Source organism: Fructilactobacillus sp. X1R3C1 (assembly GCF_059901545.1).
This window is the reverse complement of record NZ_JBWXUT010000004.1, coordinates 35,905-55,367: the sequence shown is the minus strand read 5'-3', so window position 1 is coordinate 55,367 and position 19,463 is coordinate 35,905. Positions and strand designations below refer to the sequence as shown.

Genomic DNA, 19,463 nt, shown 5'->3' with positions numbered 1-19,463 from the left:
AATAAGTTGAGCGAAGATCCAATGAAAATCAGTGTATTGTCGAGCGGAAGTGGCGGCAACGTTACTTATATTGAGACGAACCAGCACAAGGTCTTACTTGATGCCGGACTGTCGGGCAAAAAGATTGAGAACCTCATGAATTCGATTGGACGGAGTTTGACCGACGTTGATAAGTTATTTGTGACCCACGAACATACCGATCATGCCAAATCAGTGGGAATCTTGGCGCGTAAGTATGACATGCAGGTCTACGCGAACGAGAAGACCTGGAACGCGATGGGTAACAAGATCGGAAAATTTCCTGAGGAACAAAAGTTTATTTTTGATCCCGATACCACTAAGTCATTTGGGGACTTGGACGTTGAAAGTTTCAGTGTGTCCCATGATGCTGCCGACGCCCAGTTCTACAATTTTCACGACGGCGATAAGAGTTTTGTGGTGTTGACTGATACGGGCTACGTCTCTGATCACATTGAAGGGGTCATAAGAGACGCCAACGCGTACGTTTTAGAGTGTAATCATGACGTGGAAATGCTGAGAAACGGCGACTATTCGTGGCCAACCAAGCAACGTATCATGAGTGATGAGGGACATTTATCAAACGAAGACGGCGCGGACGCCATGATGAAAATCATCGGACGTGACACTAAGAACATCTTCATCGGACACCGCAGTCACCATAACAACATGAAGTCACTGGCTCATCTTACCGTCGCTTCCATGCTTGAAAATGAAGATTTTGGGGTCGGACAAGACTTCAATTTGTTTGACACCGATGTCGAAAAACCATCCGATTTAATAACTCTTTGAGAATAATTGATACTTTTTTAAAAACTATTTGATAGAATAATATTAAATGGGGTGTAAATATGAAGAGAACACATCCGCTACTAACAGTTGCCATCGTGGCACTAGTAGCCGGTCTATTGGGCGGTGGAATTGCCTATGGTGGGATTTCGTGGTATAACGGCGGAATGTCTCTAGGAACTCAATCCGTCCCTGCGGGTTCTAATCGTGGCGGAACCGCAAAAGTTGAGAATGTAAGGGTAAATGCCTCTAATCAGGCGGAAAAAGTCTTTAGGGACAACAAGGATACCGTTGTTTCGGTCATTAACACCGAGAAGACCAAGTCCAGTGACTCTGATCCACTTCAGGGTATGTTTGGTGGCGTGTTCGGAGGAAATGGCGGAGACAATGGTGGCCAAGACCAAAAGGATCAGCAACAGATTAGTGAGGGTTCTGGAGTTGTCTACAATAAGGATAACGGCTCAGCGTACATTGTGACCAACAATCACGTGGTGTCTGGTTCGTCCAACCTGGAAGTCATCTTGAGTAACGGCCAGAAAAAGGAAGCTAAGCTAATTGGCCATGATGCCGTAACCGACCTTGCCGTTCTTAAGATTAACGGCGATGGTGTCAATAAGGTGGCTAACTTCGGTAATTCTGACGACATCAAGGTGGGTCAAACCGCCCTTGCGATTGGATCGCCACTTGGTTCTGAGTACGCTTCGTCTCTGACTGAGGGAATCATTTCCGCAAAGAAGCGGGAAGTTCCGCAGGCTAGCACCGAGAATGGGCAACAGAACGCCAGTGCCGGTGACGCAACGGTTATTCAGACCGATGCCGCCATTAATCCCGGAAACTCGGGAGGACCACTCCTAAACAGCGCTGGTCAAGTAGTGGGAATTAATTCCATGAAATTGTCGAAAGATAGTTCCGGTACCAGTGTTGAAGGGATGGGTTTTGCCATTCCAAGTAACGAGGTCGTACGGATTATCAACCAGCTCATTAAGAACGGAAAGGTAATTCGTCCCGAACTAGGCATTAAGTACGTGGACCTAGCTAACATCTCGGTTAAGCAGCAGAAATCGATTTTAAAGCTCCCTTCAAACGTTACCAATGGAGTTGTGGTGATGGACGTTAGGGGTGGATCACCAGCCGCTAATGCGGGTCTCAAGAAAAATGACGTGATTACCAAGTTGGCTGGAAAAGACATTACCAATCAGGGTAAGTTACGTGACATCCTGTATGAGCATAACGTTGGCGACAAGATTTCCGTTACCTATTATCATAATGGGCAAATGAAAACGGCTGAGATTACGCTAGATCAGCAAGCAAAACAGCAGTAATTTAAAAAATGTTCGTCGTAGAGTAAATGCGGCGAACATTTTTTGTTTGAAAAGAGTGAACTGACATTCGGATAGCTTAATGCGATAATTGAATCAATTGTCCGTTTAAAGCCTGAATTTTAGTTGTGATGATTGTAACGATACTTATGGGTTCCGTGATAGAGGGATTGACGGTAAACTCCGAACAAAATTGGTTTAAAAAAAATTAATAATCAGAAAATACGTGGTTGGAAATGTCAAGTGGTAAAAGTCTGTGCATAACTTTGGGGATAAACTCATTGTGAAAACACAAAAGCTGTAATTGAGGCTTTTAATGATAGTGGAAAAGTATCGAGAAGTTATCCACAGGAAGTGTGCATAAGTTTATGTAACAAAATTTTATTAAAAAAAGAACGCGATAAACGTTGATATCACAACAACGAAAATTGCGTTAACGAACGTATGTCTTGTTTATTTCTGTGGATAAATAAAAATGTTGTTGACAAAATCGAAATATTAACAGGTCTTTAAATTCTCCAGAAACGTGATAGTTTGTGAAGGTACCTGTGGATAACTTTGTGGATAGTCTGTTTAAAGGAGTCGACTTATGAACATTAAATTGGTGGTAGTTGGAAAATTGAAGGAAAAATACTTCAAAGACGGAATTAATGAGTACGTCAAACGACTTTCTCGTTTTTGCAAGTTTAAGATTGTTCAGGTTCCCGACGAAAAGGCGCCTGAGAACCTTAGTCAAGCGGAAATGGACGAGGTGATGGAGCAAGAAGGAACCCGAATTTTGGCTAAAATTAAAGACCGCGAGTATGTGATTGCTTTGGCAATTCAAGGCGATGAACTGACCTCTGAAGCCTTTGCGAAGAAAATCAAGGATCTCGCAACGTACGGTCACTCGGACATTACCTTTGTGATTGGTGGGTCGTTGGGACTTGCTCGTAAGGTCTTAAAACGGGCTAACTTTGAACTGTCATTTGGTCGTTTTACGCTACCGCACCAGCTGATGCGCTTAGTGTTGACCGAACAAATCTATCGGGCTTTCATGATTAATAGCGGCAGTCCGTACCATAAATAGACTGATTGACTTTGATTAGAAACTAAGATTATAATAATTATGGATTTAAAAGGGAAGAGATGTTCGGATCATCTTTTCCATGTTCGCAAGTTAGGTGTGGTTACTGTGGTGAAGCTAATCAGTTATGATTAGCTTTTTTTATTATTTTATTTGTAAAATATGGATATTTGCTTCAATTACACGTACACGCCGAAAGGATGTCATTAATAATGAAAAATTTAAATTCGCATCGGGTGCTGCGTTTTCTGGTTCAAGTTCTAATTACCGCTATTGGAACGGCGATTATCGCTTTGGGAATGACGTTGATGCGGAAAGAAAACTTAGGAATGGACGCCTTTACCGCGTTAAGTGTCGGATTATCGCACCATTTACCGCTTGGCTTGGGTAACATCCAGTTCATCGACTACATGATCCTGTTGGTCATCGTGCTGATTTTGGATTACCATCAGATTGGTTTTGGGACTTTGATTAATATGCTGGTGGGTTACGGGGTTCAGTATTTCACGCTCTGGTTCGGTGCCTACTTGGTGTTCGATAACTTCTGGTTGAAATTGTTGTTCGCTGTCCTTGGATTCCTGATATTCACGGTCGGAATTGCCGTTTACATGTCGGCCAAGTTCGGGGTGTCCTCGTATGACGCGATTGCTCCCATTTTCTCTCAAAGATTGCACATGCCGTACTGGTTAGTAAGAGTGATTCAGGATGTGCTTTTCATGTTTTTGGCGTTCCTCGTTTCTGGTCCAATTGGAATCATGACGGTCATCATCTCGTTATGTTCGGGTCCGTTTGTGGAACTCTGGGGCAGACACCTCCATCTGATTAAATAAAAAACGGTCCGTTGGAAAAATCCAGTGGACCGTTTAGTTTAATTAATTTTTATTATCATTTGGGTCAACGCTGCAGCTTCCGCCTTCACAGTTAGCGCCTTTTTGTTGGTCGTCATCGCCACCAACCATTTCAATTGGTTGAAAGCTATCCCAAGCCTTGTCTAAAGCGGACTTGAAGACTTTTACCGGTTGAGCACCAGAAACGGCGTACTTCTTGTTGAAAATGTAAAACGGAACTCCGTTAATTCCAACTTGTTGAGCGGCGGCTTCGTCAGCTCGGACGTCGTCCTTGAATTTATCACTGTCTATAACAGATTTGACTTCGTCTTGGTTTAAACCAACGCTCATGGCAAGGTCAACTAAAACGGAGTTGTCGTCAACGTTTAAACCGTCGGCGAAGTAAGCCTCAAATAACTTGTCCATCAGTTCGGATTCTTTACCCTTGGTTCCCGCAAAGTGAAGTAAACGGTGAGCTTTTAAGGTGTTCACTACTTTAATCTTTCCGGTATCCATCTTTAAACCAGCTTCGTTTGCCAGTTCGGTGATGGTTGATAAGAATTCGGAAACTTTTTCCTTTGACATCCCCTTTTCCTTACTCATGTGGTCAGCCATGGTTTCTGGTTCACCAGATGCGTTTGGATCAAGTTCAAAACTATTGTAATGAACCTCAACGTCGTCCTTATGGTCAAAATCACTTAGTGCGGACTTGAAGTGGGCCCGTCCGATGTAACAGAATGGACATGCAATATCGGACCAAACTTGGACTTCCATTTTTTTCGTCATTTTAGTACCTCCTACAAATTATCTACTAACTAAAGTATAGTGTTCAACTGAATCAATCACAATCATCTTGCTTAAGAATCACTTATCAATGGCGTTGCTTGTTCCAAGTAACTTATCGTTTTTGATTTGTTTTGGATCTTGGTTTTGTTCAGTGGTTTGCTTACTATCACTGTTTTTTGCTTCATTTGGAGTGTTTTGATTTTTATTCTCGGCATGATCCGATGACTTCTTGTTAGAATCGCCATGGACTGATTTGAGAATCTTATTAAGCCAATTCTTCATGTTACTTCCCCCTCATCTACTTCTCACCTTATTATAGTATAGTGGGTTTTGATTGTAATGAAAGTTAACTAATTTATAAAGAATTGTGATAGGCCAACTACGAAGCGGACCTTTTGCTTGCTTTTATTTCGGAAATTAAATAGAATTAAAGTACATATTAACTTACTTTTTGTGAGTAAAGGGAGAGAGATTAAATGAAAACAGTTGACGTAATTTTAGGTAGTGCCCGATCCAATTCTAGTGGTGCCGGAATTTTTAACTTTTTAAAGAAGAACGCAGAAGAACTTGAGTCTGACAACGAGGTCAAGTTGAACTTTATTGATATTGGTGATTTAGACTTACCAATCTTCAATGAGCCACTACCACCAATGGGTGATCCTGACCGGAAATTAACGGGGGCACCCAAGAAGTGGATTGATAACATCAAGGCTGGTGACGGTTATCTATTTATCGAACCAGTCTATGACAACGGTCTTTCTGGTGCGTTTAAGAACGCCCTTGATTATATTGGCTTTGAAACGGCTGACAAGCCTGCCCGAATTGTTTCGTATTCTAGCAGTGCCTTGTCTGGTCAAGCTTCCGCTTTAGGCATTCTTCCCACTTTATCTATGTTGGGAATGGTAATGTTGCCACACATGACCATGATTGGTCACATTGACGACAACTTTGAAAAGGATGGCAATTTTGTAAGTAATGCGCCATCAGAAGAGTACTATTCCAAACAGTTAAAGGATGCGGTAGGTGACATTGCTTCTTACACCAAGCTTTTAGGTAATTAGGACTATAAATAAATACGCAAAAGGAGCACTTCAAAAAATGAAGTGCTCCTTTTTTTATTGAAAAATCATCTGCAAGACGATCAGGATAATCGAGATCAAGAAGACCGCTGTGATTATGTACTTGAAGAGTTTGTTAATCTTATTACTTCCCTCGGGGAAGAGCCACAAGATTAAGATTAAAAGGACGTTTAGGCCAATTCCCACCCAAGGATTGGGATGAAAAAAGGTTAAGACCATCAGTAACACCAAAATCACTAGTTCAAGTAGTTCCTTAAAGACTGTCAATTCAAGTAACCTCCTTTCTGTTTTACTAAAAACACCAAATCCGAGTAGACGTGGAGGTCTCTCAATAGATTTGGTGCACAGGTATGTTTTTAAAATGGCAAAAGAGATTGATTGGTACTTCTCATTACCGAACTAATTATACCATTGCGTTAAAACAAAAGCGAGATTATTTTTAATTATTTTAGATGGTTGACAAGCACTGGCGATTAAGGCTGATTTAAACGGTCTAAGTATCAACTAATAATGGATTATCATTAATCAGTACATTCAACAAAGTTAATTAATTAAGAGCCAAGTTATATTACGTTCGAGGATTTTTCTGATGCGACGATTGTTAAACATGTAACTATTAAAAAGTTAGTTAAAATTTGATAAAAATGTTTAACTTTCCCAGTGTATCAACACATATCCGCTTTTACAAATTATCGACCTTTGAACGATTTGACAAAATTTGTGAAACAGTTATCATTATTGACGTACGACTAGGAAACTTTTTCTAGTCGGTTAAAATGCTTGTTATAAATTGCGAAACCCCGTACGATATGGGTGGTTAAATCGTTTAACCATAAGCATGAATAACAATCTTAAGGAGGATTATTATGAAATCTGCAATTGAAGTGAACTCTGAAATTGGGCAGCTGAAGTCTGTCTTAATGCACAGGCCCGGAAAAGAGATTGAAAATGTCATTCCGGATACCATGAAGCAGATGTTGTTTGATGACATCCCGTATAAAAAAATCGCTGACAAAGAGCACGATTATTTCACCAATCTACTCCGTAATCATGGAGTGGAGGTTGTGTACATCGAGGATTTGTTGGAAGACATCTTAAAAAAGGATGACGTAAGGGATGATTTTGAGTCAACTTACCTAAGTGAACACTACTACACGGGTAGTTCGGCAGAGGACATCAAGCGCTACTTTGAGAGTCTCTCGATTCACGACTTGGTCAGTACGATTTATGCCGGCCTAAGACGAGATAAAATTCATTTTACTCACCCAAGTTTGCACGACGTGGCCGGGACGAACGCTTTTGATCCCTTCCTACTGGATCCACTACCAAATGCGTACTTTACCAGGGATCCGCAAGCTTCGATGGGATCTGGTTTAACGATTAACCACATGACTTTTGAGGCGCGGCGTCCGGAGTCACTCATCACGGAGTACGTGATGAAGTATCATCCACGGTTTGCCGGAAAAGTTGACGTTTGGCTGGACCGCTATAATGATGCTCGGATTGAGGGTGGTGACGAACTCGTTTTAAACGATCACGTCATGGCAATTGGTTGCTCGCAACGAACCTCAACTCGTTCGATTGAAAAACTGGCTCACAAACTTTTTGAAGATCCGAAGTCACATTTTGACACAATCGTGGCGGTTCAAATTCCGCATAACCATGCCATGATGCATCTAGATACGGTCTTCACCATGGTCAACTACGACCAATTTACCGTATATCCAGGGATCATGAACGGTGGTAAGATGAATATTAACATCCTTCATCCCGGAAAAAACAATACCATCAACATGGAACATCGTGAAAGTCTGCCGGATACACTCAAGGAAGTTCTTGGATTATCTGAGATTGACATGATGGAGACCGGTAATGGTGACCCAGTTGCCGCTCCACGTGAACAGTGGAACGATGGGTCAAATAACCTGGCAATTGCCCCTGGGGAAGTGGTCACATACGATCGCAACACGGTCACGATTGATGTGATGCGGAAACACGGTATTACCGTTTACGAGATTTTGTCTTCAGAACTATCGCGTGGCCGTGGTGGAGCTCGTTGTATGTCACAACCAATCATTCGTGAACCACTTGATAAAAATAATTAGAGGGGGAGCAAATTAAATGAGTACATTACTAGAGGAATTAAAATCAATGCAGGGACGTTCTTTTTTAAAGGAGTCTGATTTTACACCAGCCCAGATTGAAGCTTTGATTGATTTTGCCATTAACTTGAAAAACGAACACAAGAAGTACGGCAAGGTAACCAAGTATTTACACGACAAGGACCTGGTGCTCTTGTTTCAAAAGACTTCGACCAGAACCAGACTTTCGTTTGAACTTGGTGGTGACGACTTAGGTGGAAACACGGCCTACATTGATCCAACCTCAAGTCAGTTCGGCAAAAAGGAATCGGTAGAAGACTCCGCTCGAGTCTTTGGCGAACTGGCTGACGGGATTGAGTACCGGGGCTTTGAACAATCCGACATGGAAATCATGGCCAAGTACTCGGGAGTTCCCGTTTGGAACGGTCTTTCAAACGAGTGGCATCCCACTCAAATGATTGCTGACTTCATGACCGTGAAAGAAAACTTCGGTCACTTAAAGGGGCTCACGTTGACCTTTGTTGGTGACGGGCGAAATAACGTGGCTAATTCTTTACTGGTGACCGGTTCGATGCTGGGTGTGAACGTTCACATCGTGGCTCCAGACGAACTGCACCCCGAAAAATCAGTGGTTGACTTAGCGGAAAAGTACGCCAAGGAATCAGGAGCCCACTTCATGATTACCTCTGACATTGACAAAGGGGTCAAAGGATCTAACATCATCTACACCGACGTTTGGGTGTCAATGGGTGAAAACAACTGGCAACAACGAATTGACCAACTACTACCATACCAAGTCAACATGGACTTAATGAAAAAGACGGGCACCCCTGACGATGAATTGATTTTCATGCACTGTCTACCAGCCTTCCATGACGGCAACACCACCACTGCCAAAGAGGCAGTTAAAAAGTACAAGGGCCTAAACAGTCCCGAAATGGAAGTAACCGACGAGGTCTTTAGAAGTCCTTACGGGCGCCAGTTCGTTGAAGCTGGCAACCGCAAGCACTCGATCATGGCAATTATGGCCGCCACTTTAGGCGACTTAAGTATGTACAACGAAAATTAAATTTTACTAAAGCATAAATAGGATTATCAATGATACAATCATGTCCTAAATTAGGATTTGAGAGGATTGCGTAAATTATATGGGAAATAAAAAGGGAGTTTCATTATTTGGATTAATCATGCTGGTCATTAGTTCCGCGATTGGCGCTGGAATTTATAATGCCAGTGAACAGATTGCGGCAGCGGCCACTCCGGGACCCGCGCTGGTTGCGTGGATTATTACGGGAGTCGGAATTTTTGCACTAGCAATGAGTTTGAAGTCTCTAAGTGAGGATAAACCAGAACTGACTGGAATTTCCGATTTTGCCAGAGATGGATTTGGTGACTTTGCTGGATTTCTATCGGGCTGGGGATACTGGCTATCGGCATGGCTTGGTAACATTGCGTTTGCCACCATGATGATGTCAGCGATCGGTTATTTCTTTCCGGTTTTTCGATCAGGCAACTCAATTCAAGCGGTAATCATTGCGTCGGTATTCACGTGGCTACTCACGTGGTTAGTAACGATGGGGATTGAAAACGCGGCTTTCATCAATACCATTATCACCGTAATAAAAATAATTCCCTTGGTTGCTTTCGCAATCTTAGGAATTGTCTTATTCAAAGCTAACGTTTTCACCGCCCACTTCTGGGCTAATTTTAGTACTAACTTCACGTATAGTCCGGCGACGGCAATGGGGGTATTTGATCAAGTCAAGGGCTGTATCATCACCACCATGTGGATCTTCATCGGGATTGAAGGTGCCACGATGATGGCAGGACGCGCTAAGAAGCGTTCTGATGCGGCCAAGGCGACCATTATTGGCACCATCTCACTCTTGATCATCAACATCGTGATTGCGATGCTACCATATGGTTACTTACCCCAAGCCAAACTAGCTAAGTTGAGCAACCCGGCCCTGACCTACGTTGTTAAAGATATGATTGGACCAATAGGTGCGGCTTTTGTCAGTATCTCACTTATAATCACCATGGTCGGTGCCCTCCTGTCATGGACCATGCTTCCGGTTGAAGCGACGTCACAACTAGCTGATCAGAAGCTACTACCCCGGTGGTTCGGTTACTTAAACAAGCACAATTCACCTTCACACTCATTATGGTTAACTCAGATTTTGGTACAAATTGTTTTGATTTCGTTACTATTTACCGATCAGGCGTACAACCTGGCAATCTCGCTGTGTACGGCAGCGATTGTGATTTGTTACGCGCTGGTTGGTGCCGATCAAATTAAGGCTGGACTTCAGGCTCATTCGGTTAAGAAAATGATGCCGGGAATCCTAGCTCTATTGTTTGAAGTTGTCGGAATCGCAGTGGCGGGACTACAATTCTTGTGGTTATGCTCAATTGCATACGTTCTAGGCTTTGGTTTCTACATCAAGGCAATCAAGAATCAAGGACGTAAAATCACACCCTTTGAATGGATCATGATGGCATTGATAACGATTGCTGCCATTGGGGCGGTCATTGCTCTATTTATGGGAAAGATAGGAGTGTCGTAAATGAAGAGAATCGTGATAGCTCTAGGTGGCAATGCGATTTTAACCGATGATCCAACTGCAAAAGGGCAAAGAGAAGCTTTAAAAAAAACCACGAAAAAAATCGTGAAGTTTGTGCGTAATTCAACTGAGAACCTTCAGTTAGTGATTACTCACGGCAATGGCCCGCAGGTTGGAAACTTGTTACTCCAAGAACTAAACGGTAGCACGAAGGAAAATCCGCCAATGCCACTTGACGTGGTTGGAGCGATGACTCAAGGTGAGTTAGGACTGTGGATTGGGGATGCCCTCTCAGACAATGATATGACTAGTTCAACCATTGTCACGCGGGTATTAGTCAATCCCAATGATCCAGCGTTTAAGGATCCAACCAAACCCATCGGTCCGTTTTACGCGGACGTTAATTCCGTCTTAATGAAACATCCGGACTGGAAATTCGCCGAAGATGCCGGACGCGGATTCAGACGGGTCGTTCCATCGCCTCATCCCATCAGCATTTTAGAGGCGAAACAAATTAGCACCCTGGTTGACAGTGGGTTCACTGTCATTGCTGGTGGAGGCGGAGGCGTTCCGGTCGTCATGACCGATGACGGTGATGTCAAGGGCGTGGAAGCCGTGATTGATAAAGACTTTACGGCTTCGTTAATCGGACAAATGGTCAATGCTGATCAGTTAATTATCCTGACTGGCATTGACCAGGCGGCCATTAATTTCGGTAAACCAAATCAAAGAGAACTGGGATACGTGTCGCTTGACGAACTGGACATGTATCTAAAACAACGTCAGTTTGGTAAGGGTTCGATGGAACCCAAGATTCAAGCGGCGATGCAGTTTGTGAAAAACACCGACAAGGAAGCCGTGATTACATCATTAGATAACGTTGCCGATTTTGAGGAAAACGGTCGAGCAACGGTCATTAAAAAGTAACGACTGAAGAAATCACCCGATGACTATGAACTAGTCTTTGGGTGATTTTTAGTTGTTATTAAGTGGTCCGCGGGACTATAACCATTTTTCCAATTTGATATTAGCATTTAAGAACGAAATGTCAAAGATTATTCTTATCTAGTTAGAGGTAATCCAATGTCATGATTAGTCTTTAAAACAAAAAGTTCCCTTGCAACTATCAAAAGTAGTTGCAAGGGAACTTCATGGTACTTGTGGGTCATAACCATCAAATAGAAAGGAGTAGTGCATCTTGTTTGAAAACTACCGCCTACGCGGTACAAACATAGTATATCATACATGATAAAAATGTCTATCTTTATTTATTTTATGTGATTGAACGGTGGCACGATTAACGCTGGCTTTAACATAAACTTCACATGCATATCGCTATTAACGTTTAGTTGAATTTGTTATGCTTTAGACGTATATAGGAGGTTTCAATTATGAAGATTATGATTATTGGTGGAACCGGAAGAGTCGGTTCTGACCTAGTAAAACAATTTCAAAAAAACACTGACGATTCGGTTACCATTGCGGCTCGTCATCCTGAAGAAGTCAAGTTTGTGGACACCGTTGAGGAACGTCCCAAAATTAACACCATGAAGTTTAGCATCGTCGACATGAGCGTTAACGAAATGGCCGACGCAATGAAGGGCTTTGATGCCATCTACTTCACCGCTGGATCTGGTGGACACAACGTGGTCCTAGTTGACAGTTACGGAGCCATCAAGACCATGCAGGCCGCCGAAAAAGCCGGCGTCAAACGTTACATCATGCTCAGTTCAGCCTTTGCGCTTCAACCAGACCAGTGGGAAGGAAAGAAACACTACGCCAAGTTACAGGACTACCAGGCTGCTAAGTTCATGGCCGACCACTGGTTAATTCACGACACCAACCTGAACTACACCATTTTACAACCGGGTTCCTTGCTTGAGACCCCTGGAACCGGCGAAGTAACCTTTAATGATGACCAACCTGGTTCAAATTCAATCAACGACGTTTCACAGGTCTTGTTTGACGTTTTAAATAACCAACATGCCTTTGACAAGGTAATCATCATGCACAGTGGTGACATGAGTATCGAAACTGCACTTAACAATTTAAAATAGTTAGGGAGAATTAAGATGGCTGTTAAAGATAAAGTAGTTGTAATTACGGGAGCTTCTAGTGGAATTGGTGAAGCGACCGCCAAGTTGTTGGCAAAGAACGGCGCCAAGGTCGTGTTGGGCGCTAGAAGAGAGGACCGCTTACGTGCGATTCAGGAAGATATTGAAGCTGACGGTGGCGTGGCTGCCATTCAGAAGACCGATGTCACCAAACTCGATGAGGTCAGAAACCTGGCGTCCGCTGCGGTTGACCAGTTTGGTCGCATCGACGTTTGGATGAACAATGCTGGTGTGATGCCCCAATCACCACTGATTAAGGGTGACGTCAAGGGTTGGAATCTCATGATTGACGTCAATATCAGGGGTGTTTTGTACGGCATTACTGCTTCCCTTGATACGATGCGTGGTCAAGGTGGTGGCCAGTACATCAACACCGCTTCGGTGGCGGCTCACACTTCTGGAATTAACAGTGGGGTGTACAGTGCCACAAAGGCGGCCGTTAAGATGATTAGTGATTCATTACGAGAAGAAGAAGCCAATGCCAAGTCTGGCATTCGAGTTACCATGATTTCACCCGGTGCGGTCGATACCGAATTGCCTAATCACATTACCGATCCAGACATCAAGAAGCAGTTTGAGTCATACGACTTGACGCCGCTTAGTCCCAAACGGATTGCGCAATCCATCCTGTACGCCATTGACATGCCAAAGGATGCCTCGGTCAACGAAATCGTGATTCGACCAACTGATCAGGTTTAGGACTGACGCATATGAAACTTGATGTATCCAAACACGTTCTACGGGATGGTTCGTTTTTAATCATCGCCATCCTGTCAATTATGCAGTTTGCGCGCTACGTCTACACCCAGGAGTATCTGCGTTCGGCTAAGTACCTGGTGCTGTTTTTGATCACCGTCTTAATGTATGGACTAGTTCCAGATCAGGTCCTGCAGTCGATTGTCAATCTGATTATGATTGGGTTGCTCCTGATTTTTACGTGGTACGACGAACGCATTGATAAACGACGAGAAAAGAAATAAATTAATTAGACTAGTTGTTGGTTTTAACCGATAATTAGTCTTTTTTTACGGGAAAATTAACCAATCCGTGAACCATTTCCGCGATGAAGGTTGAAATTGTTAATGTTTAATACTATTATTATAAAAAACAGGTTGTTCGAATTTTGTTATCTGACAATATCCGAACATTGCATATAAAATGGAGGAGAAAGTTCGATGAATTACTATCTAATCATTAACATCATTGGGGTCGCCGTGTTCCTCGGAATTGCCTTTTTGTTTTCCAAGGATCACAAGCACGTCAACTGGCGATCGGTCATCGTCGTTTTAGTCTTAAACCTAGTCATCGCGTTTCTCCTTACTCGCTTTAGTTGGGGTCGAGACGCTGTCAAGGGTGCCGCTGAAGGATTCAACTGGATTGTGCAGGTTGCTTACACTGGGATTGCCTTTGCACTTCCCAACTGGGTACACGTCAAACAGATGAACTTTGTGACTTCAGCACTGCTTCCAATCTTAATGATTGTTCCGTTGTTTGATATCCTTACATACTTTGGGATTTTGCCATTTATCATTAAATGGATCGGAATTGCGTTATCAAAGGTCACGGGACAACCAAAGTTCGAATCATTTTACGCCGTTGAAATGATGTTCCTTGGCAACACTGAAGCCCTAGCTGTTTCTAGTCTGCAACTCAAAAAATTATCTAGTGAACGACTCTTGACCGTCGCCATGATGTCGATGTCTTGTATCACCGCTGCGATCGTTGGTTCGTACACCCAGATGATTCCGGGTCAATATGTCTTAACCGCGATCCCGCTTAACATCTTGAACGCCATCATCGTGACTTCACTACTGAATCCGGTTCACGTTACGCCTGAAGAAGACACAATTGCGACGATGACGGAACCTTCAGAACAGGTTGCTGAGGAAACGGTTGCTGATAAGCCGGAAAAACCCAAGAAAGAACCGTTCTTCTCATTTTTGGGTGACTCAATCTTAGGTGCCGGTAAGTTGGTATTAATTATTACCGCCAACGTCATTGCCTTCGTTGCTCTTGCTAACTTAATTAGTAAGTTACTGGGACTCATTAATCCTTGGTTGTCACTTCAACACTTACTTGGAATCGTGATGTTCCCATTTGCATGGCTGATGGGGATGGACGTTAACCACGCCTTCCAGTTTGCTCAGTACATGGGAACCAAGTTAGTAACTAACGAATTCGTGGTCATGGGTGCCATTGCTCCCCATATCAACAACTTACACATCTTCCCAGCTCACTACCAAGCCCAACTCTGTGTCTTCTTGACTTCCTTTGCCAACTTCAGTACCGTTGGCATGGTTATTGGATGCTTGAAAGGTCTTGTAAGTCGGGAAAAGAACGACGTTATTTCCAGAAACGTTGGATACTTAATCCTATCCGGAATCTTGGTATCATTACTCTCGGCTGGAATTGTCGGACTATTCGTTTGGTAATTATTAAATAAAATTCATGACACTTCTGATTTAATTCAGAGGTGTTTTTTGTTGTCTAGTTATAAATACGTAAGTTTAGCGAAACTTAATTTTAGTATGATACACTGAACGTAAATAATTAGGGGATGAGAATTTGAAACGAATCCATCCAAAGCTAAAGATTCGTTGGCTCGCCATCGTCTTGGTGCTAATCTCGGGGATCGTCGCCGTGACCTTCACCCATTTTGACGCACCAATGTACAAACAGACGGTGGCTCGAGTCGTAAACGTGCATAACTACGGTCGCACTTCACAAACTGATGAATTTAAGAATCATGATTACCAAGAGAATCAGAAACTGACGCTGAAAGTTTTAAACGGGGAGTACAAGGGGAAGACAATTACCGCCAACAACCAGTATTCTGGTGCCGGGGCGACCGACATGAAGTATCATGCCGGACAACAGGTCTTTATCCACGTTGCTAACAAGAATTTAAAGCCCTCGTCGATTTTGATCAATGGCTTTAAGCGGGACACCGCGGTGGTTTTCTTAATCTGGCTAACGGTGATGCTGTTGCTGGTGATTCTGAAGTTTAGTGGCTCCATGGCGCTTTTGAGTATCATCATTAACGCCATCCTGTTCTTTTTGGCGGTTTCAATTGACGTGGGAACGAGCTTCAATCCGTTTGTTTTATTTGCCATCTTGTCGGTCATTTTCACGATTGTCACCGCCATTCTGATTTTTGGGGTGTCAAAGGAGACGGTCGTGACGATTTCGTCCACGATTCTAGGGACCGCGGTCGCGATTCTGATTGCGTTCATTGTCCTGTCAGTCACGCACGAGCGGGGCATGAACTTTGAGATGATGGACTATGTGACCCAAAAACGACTGCCAATCTACTTCGTTGGTTGTATGATTGGGTCGCTGGGGGCCATCATGGACCTCTCAGCCGATATCACGTCCAGCCTGTTTGCGGTTTATGAAGAAGACCACAGTCTTTCGTTCTTGAAACTCTTAAAGAATGGTCAAAACATCGGGCGGTCAATCATGGGACCGTTGATTAACGTCTTGTTCCTGATCTTCGTTGCTGGGACTTTTCCCATGATGGTGCTGTTTTTAAGAAACGGCAATAGCTGGGGCTACTCGTTCTCAATGATTATGTCACTTGGGATCATTCAAAGTTTGATTAGCGCGATTGGGATTACGCTGACGGTGCCGATTACCAGCCTGATTGCGAGTGCACTTTGTGAAATGAAGGTGATTAAATGAGTACCATGACCGTCTTATTAATCATTCTCTTTTTCGCAATGCTGCTGGCAGGGGGCTCCAAGGGTTTCGTGGCCTTCATTGGGTTACTATGTAACTTTGGACTGGTTTTCATGTCCGTCGTTTTGATTGCGTTCGGCATTCCGTACCTCTGGGTCACACTGGTTAACGCCGTCATTATCCTCGTCATTACAATTTACTTCGGTAATGAGCAAGGCCGGAACGCCGACGTAGCGTTTGTGACCTCGTTAATCGTGGTGGCAATCGTAATTGCATTGATCATTCCAGTGGAACATTGGGCGCAGGTGCAAGGCTTTGGACCCGAAAATACCGAAGATTTGGAAGGAATGTCGCTCTTAATTGGCGTGAAATTCCTAAACGTTTCGTGCGCAATGACGATTCTGAGTTGCCTGGGAGCGGTGGCCGAAGCGGCCGTTGCCATGGCCACCGGTTTAGTTGAGATTCAGGACCATAACATCAAGATTTCCGATAAAGACTTCAGTTATATCGGGGTTTCGATTGGAAAAGAAATTGTTGGAACGGCCTTTAACACCCTGTTTTTTAGTTTCTACGGGGAGTTAGTTGGTTTGTTCATCTGGTTTGCGCGTTTGCACTACAGTATCGGCATGGTCATGAACGACAAGATTTTTGCGTCGGAGTTAATCATGACGTTGATTTCCGCCATTGGAGTGGTATTGACCATTCCCGTGACCATCGCGGTGATGCTGTATCTGAAACATCGCAAGTTGAAGAAAGCAAATAAAGCATAAATACGTAAAAAGCATTCGATTAGTCGGATGCTTTTTATTTTTATTAAATTAGACAATTCACATGATTTTTTCTATACTTTGATGTATTAATGGATAAGGTGGTTTGAGTAATGAGTAAGAAGTGGTCATGCTGCAAGAATGATAAAAACTGTGGTTCTTTTAAATATCAAGCATTAAAATGGATAAGTAAAGTTTGTAATTGGATATGTAAAGGATTAAGGGTTGTAAAACAATATTGGATGAAAATAGTAGTTGTAATAGTCAGTATTTTAGTAGTAATCGGGTTTCTAATTAAAGCTGGAATTACTGGTGATGGATGGGCAAGTTTTTTTGGTGCTATTATTGGTATTTGTGGTGTTGTATGGCAAGTAAATAGACAAATTAAAGATCAAGCTAATTCTTTGGAAAAACAAATAAATGTTCAAAATGAGAATGTCAATAGACAAATTGAAGCTCAAAATAAAAATATAAAAAAACAAATGGATCATCAAAATAAACTATTGAAAAATCAACTGGAAGAAGAAAGACAGAACAGTTTTGATTCAGCAATTTCCACTGAAAATTTTAAAGGTTATATGAGCATTTCTAGTGATTTATTATCAATCTCGGATTTATATATTAGTTTACTTGGAGATTTACACCAGGGATATTTCAATAGAGATTCTTTAGATCGTAATAATATTAGTGTCGAAAAATTAATCAAAATTCTTATGAAAGACTCTGATACGTTTACGACATTAAATCATGTTTACCAAACAAGAACTACTGATCAGAAGAAAATAGATAAAGTAAAGAATTTTAATGATACAGTCAATAAAAAGTTATTTGAAATAAATAAAACTATAGGTGATGTTAATAATTTAATTATAAATAGTACTCAAAATATACATTTAGATGTTTTGTTAAAATATGTTGAGTCTATTATTACAGGACTTGAGTCATTATCATCCTACATTGTTAAAGGAGCTAATAATATTATAAAATGATTTGTGAACTTTATCCTTTACAACTCGCGATTTCTGTGGTTAAATTAATGCAAAATAAGAAAGGGATGAAATCAATGACAACGATTACTACGAACTATCAAAATACTTACTGTTGCTGTACTTGTTACATGTAGGTCAGCGTTCGTAGTTTTAGATGCGGGTGTTGATCAAACGCCTGTATCTAAGTGTAGTAATTTTTGTGCTCAGTTAGATACAACATTTTGTTAGTCTAGCTGAGATTGGTGAATTCCAACTCAATCGAATATACTAATCTACTCTATTTACGTGGAGAAAAAGGATCAGTTAGGCTAACTTTATTGGATAGTCTAACTGATTTTTTTAATTGTTTCGTTTAACAAGGTTTTGGCAGAAACAGGATTACTTAGTTGAAGGGGAGAAATAGGATGAAGAAGAGATATTGGATTACCGTTTTAGTCGCAATTATCGTGATTTTATTTGGATATACGTTTGTATACCGACCATACCAGAAGGCCCATGCACCACAGTCAAACAAGAAGACCATTACTTTAGCAAGTTCGCCCGGTCCTTACAGTGACCTGTTTATGAAGGGCATCAAACCCATTCTTGAAAAAGACGGTTATAAGGTTAAAAATAAGTCATTCTCCGTCTTACTGAATGCCGACATGGCGTTAAACCAGGGTCAGGTTGACCTAAACGTTGAACAACACGGCGCCTACATGAATAACTTTAACAAGGAAAATCACGGGAACTTGGTTGCCTTAACCAAGGTGCCAACGATTCCAACCGGGATTTACCCCGCAAAAAAGCACAGCTTAAAAGACGTCAAGAAGGGTGACACGGTTGCCATTCCAAACGATCCATCCAACATGTCACGAGCTTTTCTAGTAATGGAAAAAGCGGGATGGATTAAGTTGAAGAAGGGCGTGGACCCCATCAAGGCCACTAAAAATGACATCATCGACAACAAGTACGACCTCAAATTTGATGAAATGGATTCGGCCAACGAACCACGTTCCAGAAACAGCGTGGACTACGCCATCATCCCTGGTTCTGACACATACGGTGCTAAGATCCCCGCTAGTTCAATGCTGCTGAAGGAAAATCCACAGAGTCAGTACATGCTGCTGGCTGTTGTAAACAAGAAGAATGAGCACACCAAGTGGGCGCAAGACGTCAAGAAGGCCTATAACTCCAAGCAGTTCATGAATTACATGAAGAAACACAATCAGGACCACGAGTGGGAAATTCCTGAGAAATAATTGAACACTGTGTCTAAAAATACGATGAAATCCTCCAAATGTTTGGAGGATTTTTTGTTTCACGTGAAACTTTTAAATGATCAATCACTCACTCACAAGAAAAGCACTTGTCTATATGTTGAGT

The 19,463-nt window shown here is 42.3% G+C and carries 20 protein-coding genes; 17 read left to right on the top strand and 3 right to left on the bottom strand.

Annotated features, from left to right (window positions below):
• Positions 1-21: 21 nt before the first annotated feature.
• From AC6UD8_RS05165 to AC6UD8_RS05150, 4 genes are all read left to right on the top strand, one after another.
• Positions 22-810: an MBL fold metallo-hydrolase gene (locus AC6UD8_RS05165; protein ID WP_500694189.1), complete on the top strand. Its 789-nt coding sequence runs from the start codon at positions 22-24 to the stop codon at positions 808-810.
• Between the two features lie 59 nt (positions 811-869).
• A complete protein-coding gene (locus AC6UD8_RS05160) occupies positions 870-2,129 on the top strand; it encodes a S1C family serine protease (protein ID WP_500699696.1) in 1,260 nt (419 codons plus the stop codon).
• Between the two features lie 586 nt (positions 2,130-2,715).
• Positions 2,716-3,195 (top strand): 23S rRNA (pseudouridine(1915)-N(3))-methyltransferase RlmH, encoded by a 480-nt coding sequence (gene rlmH, locus AC6UD8_RS05155; RefSeq protein ID WP_500699695.1) that lies wholly within the window; start codon positions 2,716-2,718, stop codon positions 3,193-3,195.
• A 209-nt stretch (positions 3,196-3,404) separates the two neighbouring features.
• Positions 3,405-4,022, top strand: coding sequence for a YczE/YyaS/YitT family protein (locus AC6UD8_RS05150; protein WP_500699694.1), 618 nt, complete (start codon positions 3,405-3,407; stop codon positions 4,020-4,022).
• 42 nt (positions 4,023-4,064) lie between these two features.
• Here the strand turns inward: AC6UD8_RS05150 and AC6UD8_RS05145 are convergent, their stop codons facing one another.
• Positions 4,065-4,805 carry a DsbA family oxidoreductase gene (locus AC6UD8_RS05145; protein WP_500699693.1) on the bottom strand — a complete coding sequence of 247 codons (741 nt, stop codon included), beginning with the start codon at positions 4,803-4,805 and terminating at the stop codon, positions 4,065-4,067.
• 78 nt (positions 4,806-4,883) lie between these two features.
• Complete coding sequence (locus tag AC6UD8_RS05140; protein ID WP_500699692.1) at positions 4,884-5,087, bottom strand: hypothetical protein; 204 nt, start codon at positions 5,085-5,087, stop codon at positions 4,884-4,886.
• A 194-nt stretch (positions 5,088-5,281) separates the two neighbouring features.
• On the opposite strand from AC6UD8_RS05140, the gene AC6UD8_RS05135 reads away from it, so the two are divergent.
• A complete protein-coding gene (locus AC6UD8_RS05135; protein WP_500699691.1) occupies positions 5,282-5,866 on the top strand; it encodes an NADPH-dependent FMN reductase in 585 nt (194 codons plus the stop codon).
• 54 nt (positions 5,867-5,920) lie between these two features.
• Here AC6UD8_RS05135 and AC6UD8_RS05130 read toward each other — a convergent pair whose 3' ends face one another.
• On the bottom strand, positions 5,921-6,151 hold the full coding sequence (locus AC6UD8_RS05130) for a hypothetical protein (protein ID WP_500694182.1): 231 nt from the start codon (positions 6,149-6,151) through the stop codon (positions 5,921-5,923).
• A 599-nt stretch (positions 6,152-6,750) separates the two neighbouring features.
• On the opposite strand from AC6UD8_RS05130, the gene AC6UD8_RS05125 reads away from it, so the two are divergent.
• From AC6UD8_RS05125 to AC6UD8_RS05070, 12 genes are all read left to right on the top strand, one after another.
• On the top strand, positions 6,751-7,989 hold the full coding sequence (locus tag AC6UD8_RS05125; protein ID WP_500699690.1) for an arginine deiminase: 1,239 nt from the start codon (positions 6,751-6,753) through the stop codon (positions 7,987-7,989).
• A 16-nt stretch (positions 7,990-8,005) separates the two neighbouring features.
• Positions 8,006-9,055: an ornithine carbamoyltransferase gene (gene argF / locus AC6UD8_RS05120; protein WP_500695966.1), complete on the top strand. Its 1,050-nt coding sequence runs from the start codon at positions 8,006-8,008 to the stop codon at positions 9,053-9,055.
• Between the two features lie 79 nt (positions 9,056-9,134).
• Positions 9,135-10,553 (top strand): basic amino acid/polyamine antiporter, encoded by a 1,419-nt coding sequence (locus AC6UD8_RS05115; protein ID WP_500699689.1) that lies wholly within the window; start codon positions 9,135-9,137, stop codon positions 10,551-10,553.
• Positions 10,554-11,477, top strand: coding sequence for a carbamate kinase (gene arcC, locus AC6UD8_RS05110; protein WP_500699688.1), 924 nt, complete (start codon positions 10,554-10,556; stop codon positions 11,475-11,477).
• Between the two features lie 464 nt (positions 11,478-11,941).
• Positions 11,942-12,607 (top strand): SDR family oxidoreductase, encoded by a 666-nt coding sequence (locus AC6UD8_RS05105; RefSeq protein ID WP_500699687.1) that lies wholly within the window; start codon positions 11,942-11,944, stop codon positions 12,605-12,607.
• Between the two features lie 15 nt (positions 12,608-12,622).
• Complete coding sequence (locus tag AC6UD8_RS05100; RefSeq protein WP_500699686.1) at positions 12,623-13,363, top strand: SDR family oxidoreductase; 741 nt, start codon at positions 12,623-12,625, stop codon at positions 13,361-13,363.
• An 11-nt stretch (positions 13,364-13,374) separates the two neighbouring features.
• On the top strand, positions 13,375-13,644 hold the full coding sequence (locus tag AC6UD8_RS05095) for a hypothetical protein (RefSeq protein WP_500695971.1): 270 nt from the start codon (positions 13,375-13,377) through the stop codon (positions 13,642-13,644).
• Positions 13,645-13,839: 195 nt separating this feature from the next.
• Positions 13,840-15,096, top strand: a complete 1,257-nt coding sequence (locus AC6UD8_RS05090; RefSeq protein ID WP_500699685.1) for a NupC/NupG family nucleoside CNT transporter — start codon at positions 13,840-13,842, stop codon at positions 15,094-15,096.
• Positions 15,097-15,229: 133 nt separating this feature from the next.
• A complete protein-coding gene (locus AC6UD8_RS05085) occupies positions 15,230-16,345 on the top strand; it encodes a YibE/F family protein (protein ID WP_500699684.1) in 1,116 nt (371 codons plus the stop codon).
• Positions 16,342-17,112: a YibE/F family protein gene (locus tag AC6UD8_RS05080; protein WP_500699683.1), complete on the top strand. Its 771-nt coding sequence runs from the start codon at positions 16,342-16,344 to the stop codon at positions 17,110-17,112. The genes AC6UD8_RS05085 and AC6UD8_RS05080 overlap by 4 nt, the downstream gene beginning before the upstream one ends.
• Positions 17,113-17,222: 110 nt before the next feature.
• A complete protein-coding gene (locus tag AC6UD8_RS05075) occupies positions 17,223-18,098 on the top strand; it encodes a hypothetical protein (protein WP_500699682.1) in 876 nt (291 codons plus the stop codon).
• Between the two features lie 404 nt (positions 18,099-18,502).
• Positions 18,503-19,339: a MetQ/NlpA family ABC transporter substrate-binding protein gene (locus AC6UD8_RS05070; protein ID WP_500699681.1), complete on the top strand. Its 837-nt coding sequence runs from the start codon at positions 18,503-18,505 to the stop codon at positions 19,337-19,339.
• The last annotated feature ends 124 nt before the right edge of the window (positions 19,340-19,463 follow it).

Coding starts and splice junctions, on each gene's coding strand:
- AC6UD8_RS05165 (WP_500694189.1), top strand. CDS start 22: ATGAAAATCAGTGTATTGTCGAGCGGAAGTGGCGGCAACGTTACTTAT.
- AC6UD8_RS05160 (WP_500699696.1), top strand. CDS start 870: ATGAAGAGAACACATCCGCTACTAACAGTTGCCATCGTGGCACTAGTA.
- rlmH (WP_500699695.1), top strand. CDS start 2,716: ATGAACATTAAATTGGTGGTAGTTGGAAAATTGAAGGAAAAATACTTC.
- AC6UD8_RS05150 (WP_500699694.1), top strand. CDS start 3,405: ATGAAAAATTTAAATTCGCATCGGGTGCTGCGTTTTCTGGTTCAAGTT.
- AC6UD8_RS05145 (WP_500699693.1), bottom strand. CDS start 4,805: ATGACGAAAAAAATGGAAGTCCAAGTTTGGTCCGATATTGCATGTCCA.
- AC6UD8_RS05140 (WP_500699692.1), bottom strand. CDS start 5,087: ATGAAGAATTGGCTTAATAAGATTCTCAAATCAGTCCATGGCGATTCT.
- AC6UD8_RS05135 (WP_500699691.1), top strand. CDS start 5,282: ATGAAAACAGTTGACGTAATTTTAGGTAGTGCCCGATCCAATTCTAGT.
- AC6UD8_RS05125 (WP_500699690.1), top strand. CDS start 6,751: ATGAAATCTGCAATTGAAGTGAACTCTGAAATTGGGCAGCTGAAGTCT.
- argF (WP_500695966.1), top strand. CDS start 8,006: ATGAGTACATTACTAGAGGAATTAAAATCAATGCAGGGACGTTCTTTT.
- AC6UD8_RS05115 (WP_500699689.1), top strand. CDS start 9,135: ATGGGAAATAAAAAGGGAGTTTCATTATTTGGATTAATCATGCTGGTC.
- arcC (WP_500699688.1), top strand. CDS start 10,554: ATGAAGAGAATCGTGATAGCTCTAGGTGGCAATGCGATTTTAACCGAT.
- AC6UD8_RS05105 (WP_500699687.1), top strand. CDS start 11,942: ATGAAGATTATGATTATTGGTGGAACCGGAAGAGTCGGTTCTGACCTA.
- AC6UD8_RS05100 (WP_500699686.1), top strand. CDS start 12,623: ATGGCTGTTAAAGATAAAGTAGTTGTAATTACGGGAGCTTCTAGTGGA.
- AC6UD8_RS05095 (WP_500695971.1), top strand. CDS start 13,375: ATGAAACTTGATGTATCCAAACACGTTCTACGGGATGGTTCGTTTTTA.
- AC6UD8_RS05090 (WP_500699685.1), top strand. CDS start 13,840: ATGAATTACTATCTAATCATTAACATCATTGGGGTCGCCGTGTTCCTC.
- AC6UD8_RS05080 (WP_500699683.1), top strand. CDS start 16,342: ATGAGTACCATGACCGTCTTATTAATCATTCTCTTTTTCGCAATGCTG.
- AC6UD8_RS05075 (WP_500699682.1), top strand. CDS start 17,223: ATGAGTAAGAAGTGGTCATGCTGCAAGAATGATAAAAACTGTGGTTCT.
- AC6UD8_RS05070 (WP_500699681.1), top strand. CDS start 18,503: ATGAAGAAGAGATATTGGATTACCGTTTTAGTCGCAATTATCGTGATT.